The following is a 9,483-nucleotide window of genomic DNA, read 5'->3' on the forward strand; positions in this document are numbered from 1 at the left end:
TCCGGAGCCATCATATACTAAATATCATCAAAAATTAACTGTACCCAAGTTGCGGTCAACCAGCATGCCGTCCTTGGCTGTGAGGTTGAACTTGCCAGCCTTCTTGGCCTTGAACTTGATCACAAACAGGTTGTGGTCGCCCTCGTCAAGCAAGAAGTTGTTGCCACGGTTCACAAACGTGGGGAAGAGTTCCTTCTGGCCATTGGTGTGCAGACGGTCGTAGGTGAGGTTCACCATATCCTTCATGTTGAGCAGTTCAACACCTGCATACTCCAATTCGCTTGTGCTGTAAGGCAAAGCAAAGCTCAAGGCATTGACATAGTGCAAGCCCTTGCCGCTCACCGTTACCTCAACCATGTCGCCTGCGGCGAAGGTCTTCTTGTTAGGTGTGAGCACCAACTTGCCAGCCACCTTGTCGTTTGAGTTGCGCACACCGCCATCGAGTTCGGTTGCCACGCACGAGATGTCGTAGGCATCAATCAAGCCATTCTTGTTGATGTCACCTGCACTCACATAGTCAAAGTCGCTATCGCCCTTGCGCAAGCCCGTATAGTTCATGTACGAGGTCAAGTCATTCTCGTCAATGCGCTTATCGTGGTTGATATCGCCCTGGTAGAAGCTTTCAGAGCCTGCCACCTTGAAGATGTACATCTGACTGCCCGAAGCAAAGTTGCCCACAGCCTTGTCAAGGTGCATCTTCACATAGCGTGCCTCAGGATTACCGGCAAAGCTGAATGTCTTGTGGTCGGCATTCTGTGCCCACTCAAACTTGACGGGGGCGCTCCATGTCTGGCGGTCGGTACTGTATGAGAAACTACCAGCGAGCAATGTGCCATTGCCTGCATCCTCACGCGGAATGTACTCCAAGCGGTCGAGCTTGTTCACTGAGCGCAAGTCTATGGTAATGTCGGCAGGCACGCCCTCGCCCTTGCCCCACTTGGTGTGCCAGGGGCTCTTCTCGTCAAAGTCGAACATCTTGTCAATGCCCTGGCCCGGCTGGTCCTCAGCAGAGTTCTGAGCCTTGATGCCCTTGATGGCGAACTCGAGCGGGTTGCTCTTTGTTGTGGCCGAAGCATTGCTCCAGTCTGAATAACCGTCCTTGTTCACAGCACGCACCTTGAAAGCGTATGCCGTTTCGGGGTCAAGGCCATCGATTGTAAACGCGTTGTCGCGTATGGTTGAGTAGAGCATGCCGTTATACTCTATTTCATAGAAGTCGGCATTCTCCTGCTTGTTCCACGACGGCGTAAGGCTGAACACGCCCACATTGTTCTCGGCAAATTCCACCTTCGGAGCCGAAAGCGCACCAGAGTGTGTACGCAGGCGGTCGGCCGGGTTAAACTCAAAGCCGTCTACCTTCACGTCTATCAAGTTGGCAGTTACATCAGTCTTGCCAATCTTCACGAGCAGCTGCGGGTTCTTTATTATTTCCTTCTTGGCCATCTCGCTACCGGGGGTAGCAAAGCGGTTGAGGTTAGGCTTCTCATTATAGTAGTACACATCGCTGCCCTTTTCAAAGTCGGCAAGCGAGGTCACCTTTGTCAGTTTCACACCCTTCTTGCCCACCTTGGCAGTCACGCTCTTGGGCGCCTTGCTCACATTGATGCGGAGCTCGGTCTCCTTTTGCGGTTCAAAGCCCTCAAACTTGCCGTAGGTAGGATTGATAGTCACCACAAGTTTACCCTTGCCGTTGGCAAAGGTCGACACCGCGGTACGTGTACACTGGCCACTCAGGTACCCCTGTGTCTCACCATCGTCATCATACTGGCTGAAACCATTTGTGCCAGCAGCCGTAGAATATATTTCGTAAGCACGGTAGTCCTTGCGTATCTGCGACGGGTTGTTGTTGGGGTTGGCCATCGGAATGATGGCATCGGCCTTCACAAACACGGGCAACTTCCACAGCGGTGCATCGTAAGTGTTGATAATGCGTCCACCCTCGTACACATCGCCATTGTAATAGTCCACCCAACGGCCCTCGGGCAAATAAATGCCATTGCGTATGTCGTTGCCGTCCTTGTCCATCTTCGTTTCCTTATATATAGGTGCTACGAGGAATGACGGACCATACATAAACTGATACTGCGTGTTGCTGCCCAACGTGTAGTCGTTAGGATAGTCAAGGAACATGGCACGTATCATGGGCTTGCCGTCCACAGCCTGGCGGGCTATGGTATAGGTGTAGGGCAACAGTTCGCTCTTCAGTTTGAGGTATGAGCGGTTGATGCTTGTTGCGGGTTCGCCTAACACCTCAGGATATTTGGGGTTAGCGCCCCAGCCGTCCATATTCAGCTCCATGGGGGTAAAGGTCTTCCACTGGAACTCACGCACATTTACGGGCACATTCTTACCGCCAAAAATACCATCTACGTCTGACGTGATGTTGGGCTGGCCCGAAAGACCCGAGCCGATAAATGTCGGGATATGGAAACGTATGTATTCCCAATCACCGCCAGTTTGGTCACCACTCCAGATGCCTGCATAGCGCTGCGTGCCGGCCCAGCCGTCGAGTGAGATGATGAATGGGCGGGCATTCGAACCGTAATAAGGCATCACCTGTGCCACATCGGCCACACCATTCAAACCAAATGAATAGCCATAGCCTACCCAGGCCACATCGGTCTTGAGCACACGCACACCAGCATCGCGCACTTCCTTCACAATGTCGCGTTGCAGCAGAGGCTCAATACCCTCCTTGGGGTGAAGGTCGCTCTGTGTCCAAAGACCAATGTGCACACCCTTCGAGCGGGCATAGTCGCCAAAGTCCTTCAGGTTTTGTATGTTGCCGTCAAGCGACGATGTCTGACCATAGCCTGCGCCATAACCATCGTTGGGCAGGAACCAGCCAAGGGGCATGTCGTTATTGATGTAGCGGTCGATAGCTGCACGTGCCGAGAACTGATAATTGTTCTTCTCACCATTAAGGCTCTCCTTCACACCGCCGTTATCCTTTTGGCTCTCGTTGTAGCGCTTGCCGTCCTCGTAGAGCATGAAGCCGTTGTCGGCTTCCTTCCAGTAGTCGCGGTTGTAAGCATTGAGGTGGCCTTCGTAAAAACCGAACTTGGGCAGCAGCACCGGGTTACCAGTGAGCTGGTAAAAGTCGTTGAGCAGGTCTACCGGTTGCTTGTCCACCATAATAAAGGCGTCGAGGTAGTCTTCCTGATGCGACAAAATAACCTTACCCTCCTCGGTGGCGCCAAAGTCGTAGCGGCCGGGCTTGAAGGTGTTCCACATCACACCATAGCCACCTGTGCTCCAATAGAAAGGCGTGGGCGATGCCACACCGCCATCTACCCAGTTGTTGGTGTTTTCAATGGCAATGCTCTTGCCCTTGTGGCTGAAGCGTCCGTTCTGCACACCGCCACCGTAAAAGTACTCGCCCGATTGTGCCTTGAACGTCAATGTAGTGCTGTTCTTGTCAAACGACACAGGAGCCACGCTTTCCACCACCGTTTCGCCACTCTTGGTGTCTACCACGGTCATCAAACCAGTCTGCTTGTCAAAGCGCACGGCAATGCGCGGTGTCGAAATTACCACGCCGTTGTTCTCGTTGCGCAAGTCAACGCTCTGTGTTGAGCGGCGTGCGTTCTCCACCAATATCTTTGCGGGAGGAGTGGCCTGCGGGTCGCGTACCACACCACCGTTGTCGTCGCGGAAGAGGCGGAATATGTTGTCGCCATAAAAATCTACTGTCAGTTGCTTGCCATCAGCATAAGTCACCTCAACCGTGGTCGGATTTATTTTAGCCACATTCTTAATAGGGTTGTTCGAGGCTGCAGCAGTTTGTGCCACAGCACTGTTCTGCACCAACCCCGAAGCCAAAGGCAGAGCCTGCACGCCGTTGGGCGTGATGGTCAGTCCTGCCACAGCCAAAGGCAGAGCCATCACAAGTGTGGCACATTTGCAGCCACGCTTGTTCTGATTATTTCTTTTCATAATTTTGATGAGTATTATTGGTATTATGCGCCAAAGTTACATATTATTTAGCAAATATGTGCGCACGCATCTGTTTTATCACACACATCACACGTGTTATTCATAATCGTTGCATTTTTATGCCAAAAAAAGAGTAGCACAAACGTTTTCGCTTGTGCTACTCTTTAGAGTTGGGGTATCCGGACTCGAACCAGAAAAGGCAGGACCAGAATCTGCAGTGTTACCATTACACCATACCCCAATGTTATTAACACCTCCACCCTACCCGGGCAAGAGACTGCTAAATAAATTTGTTGGGGTACCCGGACTCGAACCAGGAAAGGCAGGACCAGAATCTGCAGTGTTACCATTACACCATACCCCAATCAAACATAAAAAATGGAGTGTACCGGGAAGCATTGCTCTCGAATACGGGTGCAAAAGTAGCACTTTATTACAAATCCGCCAAATTTTGCGGCGTTTTTTTTCTAACAATCTGTCCAACGGCTCCACAGAACAAGCCGTTATGAGCCAATGTCCGAAATTAGTTCGATATAAAATGGTGCCGCATTTCCGCCAATGGGCAAACTAATTTTCCTTTTCACATAGCCCATGAGTTATGAAATCTGCCGCTGACGCGGAGAACATAAGAGCAAAAGTGCTGCAAAGGTAACACGAAGGCATTGTACCCATCAAAAAAAGCATACGACTTGTACGCAAATATTTGTCTCCTCCCCGTCAGCCCTCTTATAAATGAATGTGTGTGCTTTTTCTGCCATCTTACACTTTTTGCACGTAACAAGTTGATATTCAGAGGTTCCAAGTGTGTAAGATAATTTCAAAACATCTTACACTCCCCTACATACATCTTACACACCCCACCCCGTTGCCTTGCAATCGTTTTTGTTGTATTCGGTGGGTTTTACGCCATCGGGACGTAGAAAAATTTGTCGGAGCAACAGACTTTTCTACTCCCCTATGCCGTTATATCGCCCTCCCGTGATTGTATCGTGTGGCAGCGTGTGGGGTGTGTAGGTTGTGCAGGTTGCGTGTAGGTGGCATTGGCAGCATCTTACACTGAGCAATATATTGATAATCAATGAGTTGCAACGTGTTTGTGTAAGATGTAAGATACTCGGTGTGTAAGTTTTTGTAGTATAGTAAAACCATTCTGATATTATAGCTCATGCTCACGGATCAGAATGGTTTCACCGGACAGCATCGTTTTTCAATACACATCATTCAATGGCACAAAAAGTGATGAAGTCAGGAATTTGGTGCGGTATCTACGCCAATGGGCAAACTAATTTATCTTCTCACATAGTTCACCACACAACAAGGCCAAACTACACAATATGCTAAAAATAGTCATGCAGCACGTACACTTTATCAATATAATGCTTAAATTTGCGCCAATATTAAACTGAGCCACTGGCAGAACCAGCTCTGGCAAGCCTGCACTTGCCATTCCGTCTGCCGGCACAACTAAACACAGAGTAATATGCAGAATATTGATTGGGCCAACCTCAAGTTTGGTTACATGCCCACCGACTACAATGTGCGCTGCTACTACCGCAACGGCAAATGGGGAGAGATTGAAGTAAGCTCTTCCGAAATCATCAACATACACATGGCTGCCACTGCCTTGCACTACGGCCAGGAAGCCTTCGAGGGCATGAAAGCCTTCCGCTGCCCCGACGGCAAAATCCGCGCTTTCCGCATCAAGGACAATGCTGAGCGCCTGCAAAGCACTTGCCGCGGCATATTGATGCCCGAACTGCCTACCGAACTCTTCGAGGCTATGGTCAAGAAGGTGGTCAAACTCAACGAGCGCTTTGTACCGCCCTACGAGAGCGGCGCCTCGCTCTACATACGTCCGCTGCTCATCGGCACAGGCGCACAAGTGGGTGTTCACCCAGCCAACGAATATCTGTTCGTCATCTTTGTCAGCCCGGTAGGCCCCTACTTCAAGGGCGGATTTGCCACAAACGACTACGTTATCATACGTGAGTACGACCGCGCTGCACCACTCGGCACCGGACGCTACAAGGTGGGTGGCAACTACGCTGCAAGTCTTGCTGCCAACAAAATGGCTCACGACGCCGGCTATGCCTCTGAGTTCTACCTCGATGCCAAGGAAAAGAAATACATCGACGAATGCGGCGCTGCCAACTTCTTCGGCATCAAGGACGGCAAGTACATCACGCCCAAGTCATCATCTATACTGCCCTCCATCACCAACCGCAGCTTGCAACAACTGGCCAAGGACCTCGGCATGGAGGTGGAAGTACGCCCCATACCCGAAGAGGAACTTTCTACCTTCGAGGAGGCCGGCGCTTGTGGCACAGCCGCTGTAATCAGTCCGATACGCAAAATTGACGACCTCGAAAACCACAAGAGCTACGTCATTTCAAAGGACGGCAAACCGGGCCCATGGAGCGAAAAACTCTACACGCACCTGCGCGCCATTCAGTATGGCACAGAACCTGACGTGCACGGCTGGACTACCGTTATTGAATAAATAGACACATATTCCCCTTGGGGCAAACACCACACATGATGAAGAGAATAACACATCTGCTGCTTGCCTTGTTCACCCTGTCGGTGCTTGGCGGCCTTGTGGCCTGCAACGGCGACAAGAAAAAACTTGAAGACAAGGAGAAGGAATTGGCTGAACTGCGCCAACTGGCCGAACTCGACAAAAAGGAAATGGAAAACCAATATGCCGAGTTTGCAAGCCAATATGGCGAGCTGAAAAAAGGCATCAAGGACGACTCTCTTGTCAACCGGCTCAACCAGGAACAGGCACGTGCCGAAGCTCTGCTCAAGGAATTGCGAAACACAAAGGCCAACAGCTCGGCTGAAATTCTGCGTCTGAAACGCGAACTGGCCACGGTGCGCGCCGTACTGCGCGACTACATTCGCCAGGTCGACTCGCTGCAGCAAGCCAACCATGCCCTTATTGGCGAACGTGACATGGCACGTGCCGACGCTGAACGCGTGCGCATGGAGAACTCCAACATTCAGGCCGAAAATTCACACCTCAACGAGCGTGTAGCCATAGCGGCACAGCTCGACGCCACGGGCATCAGCATCACACCGCTGAAAAAGAACGGCAAGAACGCTAAAAAGAGCAAGGACATTGCCCGCTTTGCCGTGTCGTTCACCATCACACGCAACGTGACTGCCTCGGCTGGCAACCGCACCGTCTACGTCCGTCTGCTCAAGCCTGGCCAGCAAGTAGTCAACCAAAGTGGCTCCTTCCGCTACGAAAACCGCGCCATTGGCTACTCTGCCGCCAAAACCATCGAGTATTCCGGACAGGAGGTACACGTCACACTCTACGTGCCTGTCAGCGAGTTCCTCAGCGGCGGCGCCTACTCTGCCTACATCTTTGCCGACGGACAGATGATTGGCTCTGGCAGCACTTCGCTTGCTAAATAAGTTTTATCCCAGCGTCATCACGCTACACTACTATTAAAGGCTCATGCGCTGTTACGGCACATGAGCCTTTTACACAAGGAATAAATCCGTTAGAAACGAGAACTCTCGGTTAACAAAGCCATAGGTTAACAAGTAAATAGGTTATGCACCACTCTTTGCGTTCTACACAAAGTGACAAGTAACGTAAAAACTTAACCAACTTACCAATCAACCAATTCCACTAACGCGTAAAAACAAACATATCATGACACCCAATATCACCCCCGTACTGTTGCTCACAGGTTATCTGGGCAGTGGCAAAACCACCCTGCTCAACCGCATACTTTCTAACAAGAAAGGCATCAAATTTGCCGTCATTGTCAACGACATTGGCGAGGTAAACATCGACGCAAGCCTCATAGCACAAGGCGGTATTGTGGGCGAAGGTGACGACAGCCTTGTACCCCTGCAAAACGGTTGCATCTGCTGCACACTCAAAATGGACCTCGTGCAGCAACTCAGCGACATTGTGGCACAACAGCGCTTCGACTACATCGTAATCGAGGCCAGCGGCATCTGCGAACCGGCCCCCATAGCTCAAACCATCTGTGCCTACCCCAGCATGTACCCCAACCTGGCCACCAAGGGCATTGCCAAACTCGACTCCGTGGTGACCGTAGTAGACGCCCTGCGCCTGCGCGACGAATTTGCGGGCGGCAACGATCTCAACAAGAAGGACATGGCCGAGGACGACCTTGCAAGTCTGGTTATTCAGCAAGTAGAGTTCTGCAACATGATTTTGCTCAACAAGGCATCTGAGGTCAGCGCACAGGAACTTGACCACATCAAAGCCATTCTGCGCGAGTTGCAGCCCAAGGCCGAAATCATCACTTGCGACTACTGCAACGTAGACCTCGACCGTCTGATCAACACCAACGACTTCGATTTTGAACGCGTAGCTACTTCGGCGCGCTGGATCGAGGCCGTCGAAGGCAATGACGACGATGACGAGCACGAGCATCACGACCACGAGCACGAGCATGATCACGAACACGGACATCACCATCACCACCACGACCATGAGCACTGCCACGGCCTTGAGAACGAGGAAGAGGGCGAAGCACTCGAATACGGCATTGGCACCTTTGTATACAAGCGTCGCCGTCCCTTCAACATGGTAGAGTTCGACCAGCTCATAGCGCGTCTGTGGCCCAAGAGTGTGATTCGTTGCAAGGGCATTTGCTACTTTGGCACAGAGCGCGACATGTGTTATGTATTTGAGCAGGCTGGCAAGCAAGTGTCGCTCAGCCAGGCCGGACAATGGTATGCCACCATGCCTGCCGAGGAGTTTGAGCAGTTTAAGGCACAGAACCCCTCGGTCATGAACGACTGGGACGATACCTACGGCGACCGTATGCAAAAGCTCGTATTCATTGGCCAGAACATGGACCGCGAAGCCATCGAAACCTTGCTCGACGCCTGCCTCGAACCGGCTGACTAAAATAGAACAAAATCCCCTCCGAAAAACAGAGGGCAGAAAACTTTAATTACCAATAATCAATGATTTAGCAAAGGGTAAACGAACTTTCCATGTTCGTTTACCCTTTTTATTTTCCACATTCTGCTGGTTTCAATCCACGCACCCACACGGGGGCAACGTCAGCTGCTGCTTGGCGTCGTTTGCTGTCGTAGTTTCAATCCACGCACCACACAGGGTGCGACGTTTTGGGTCGTTCCTTGCATTGTAATCATGTTGGTTTCAATCCACGCACCCACACAGGGTGCGACTCTCGGCATCTTGCAGACCATTGCGGTTGTTGCCGTTTCAATCCACGCGCCCACACAGGGCGCGACAAAAAGGTAGCGAAAACTTTACTTTCATACACATGTTTCAATCCACGCACCCACACAGGGTGCGACCACTAAAGATATTATTTAGTATAGTAGGGTATACCTTGTTTCAACCCACGCACCCACACAGGGTGCGACACGCGTGCAAAGGTAGTATTTTATTTCCGTATACCTGTTGGCGGAATTAATTTAGTGCATACTTAATTCTGCCAATGGGCTTGTCGTTAATGAAGTTTACGTATTGCAGAATGGTAAGTGCACTAATTTTGCCAATGATCCTGGCAAACAAACCAT

4 protein-coding genes, 2 tRNA genes and 1 pseudogene are annotated in these 9,483 nt (G+C 51.0%); 3 read left to right on the forward strand and 4 right to left on the reverse strand.

All coding sequences use genetic code 11. The features are described 5' to 3' along the window. Window positions 1-27: 27 nt before the first annotated feature. From BQ5453_RS00280 to BQ5453_RS00290, 3 genes are all read right to left on the reverse strand, one after another. Window positions 28-3,936 carry a TIM-barrel domain-containing protein gene (locus BQ5453_RS00280; protein ID WP_071121648.1) on the reverse strand — a complete coding sequence of 1,303 codons (3,909 nt, stop codon included), beginning with the start codon at window positions 3,934-3,936 and terminating at the stop codon, window positions 28-30. A gap of 170 nt (window positions 3,937-4,106) precedes the next feature. Next, window positions 4,107-4,177: transfer RNA gene (locus tag BQ5453_RS00285), tRNA-Gln, on the reverse strand. Between the two features lie 52 nt (window positions 4,178-4,229). After that, window positions 4,230-4,300, reverse strand: a tRNA-Gln gene (locus BQ5453_RS00290). A gap of 1,116 nt (window positions 4,301-5,416) precedes the next feature. Here BQ5453_RS00290 and BQ5453_RS00295 point away from each other — a divergent pair. The 3 genes from BQ5453_RS00295 to BQ5453_RS00305 all read left to right on the forward strand — a co-directional run bounded on the left by BQ5453_RS00295 (window position 5,417) and on the right by BQ5453_RS00305 (window position 8,839). Continuing rightward, entirely contained in the window at window positions 5,417-6,436 is a 1,020-nt protein-coding gene (locus tag BQ5453_RS00295) for a branched-chain amino acid aminotransferase (protein WP_071121649.1), read from the forward strand. A gap of 35 nt (window positions 6,437-6,471) precedes the next feature. Then, window positions 6,472-7,359, forward strand: coding sequence for a hypothetical protein (locus BQ5453_RS00300; RefSeq protein ID WP_071121650.1), 888 nt, complete (start codon window positions 6,472-6,474; stop codon window positions 7,357-7,359). A 244-nt stretch (window positions 7,360-7,603) separates the two neighbouring features. Beyond that, window positions 7,604-8,839: a CobW family GTP-binding protein gene (locus BQ5453_RS00305; protein WP_071121651.1), complete on the forward strand. Its 1,236-nt coding sequence runs from the start codon at window positions 7,604-7,606 to the stop codon at window positions 8,837-8,839. Window positions 8,840-9,373: 534 nt separating this feature from the next. Here BQ5453_RS00305 and BQ5453_RS13975 read toward each other — a convergent pair. Then, a pseudogene (locus BQ5453_RS13975) lies at window positions 9,374-9,483 on the reverse strand (IS982 family transposase); the annotation flags it as partial.

This window comes from Prevotellamassilia timonensis, assembly GCF_900106785.1.
GTDB classification, from domain to species: Bacteria; Bacteroidota; Bacteroidia; order Bacteroidales; family Bacteroidaceae; genus Alloprevotella; species Alloprevotella timonensis.

What these genes read in the sequence shown, in the direction of transcription:
- BQ5453_RS00280 (WP_071121648.1), bottom strand. Translation starts at nt 3,936, where the DNA reads ATGAAAAGAAATAATCAGAACAAGCGTGGCTGCAAATGTGCCACACTT.
- BQ5453_RS00295 (WP_071121649.1), top strand. Translation starts at nt 5,417, where the DNA reads ATGCAGAATATTGATTGGGCCAACCTCAAGTTTGGTTACATGCCCACC.
- BQ5453_RS00300 (WP_071121650.1), top strand. Translation starts at nt 6,472, where the DNA reads ATGATGAAGAGAATAACACATCTGCTGCTTGCCTTGTTCACCCTGTCG.
- BQ5453_RS00305 (WP_071121651.1), top strand. Translation starts at nt 7,604, where the DNA reads ATGACACCCAATATCACCCCCGTACTGTTGCTCACAGGTTATCTGGGC.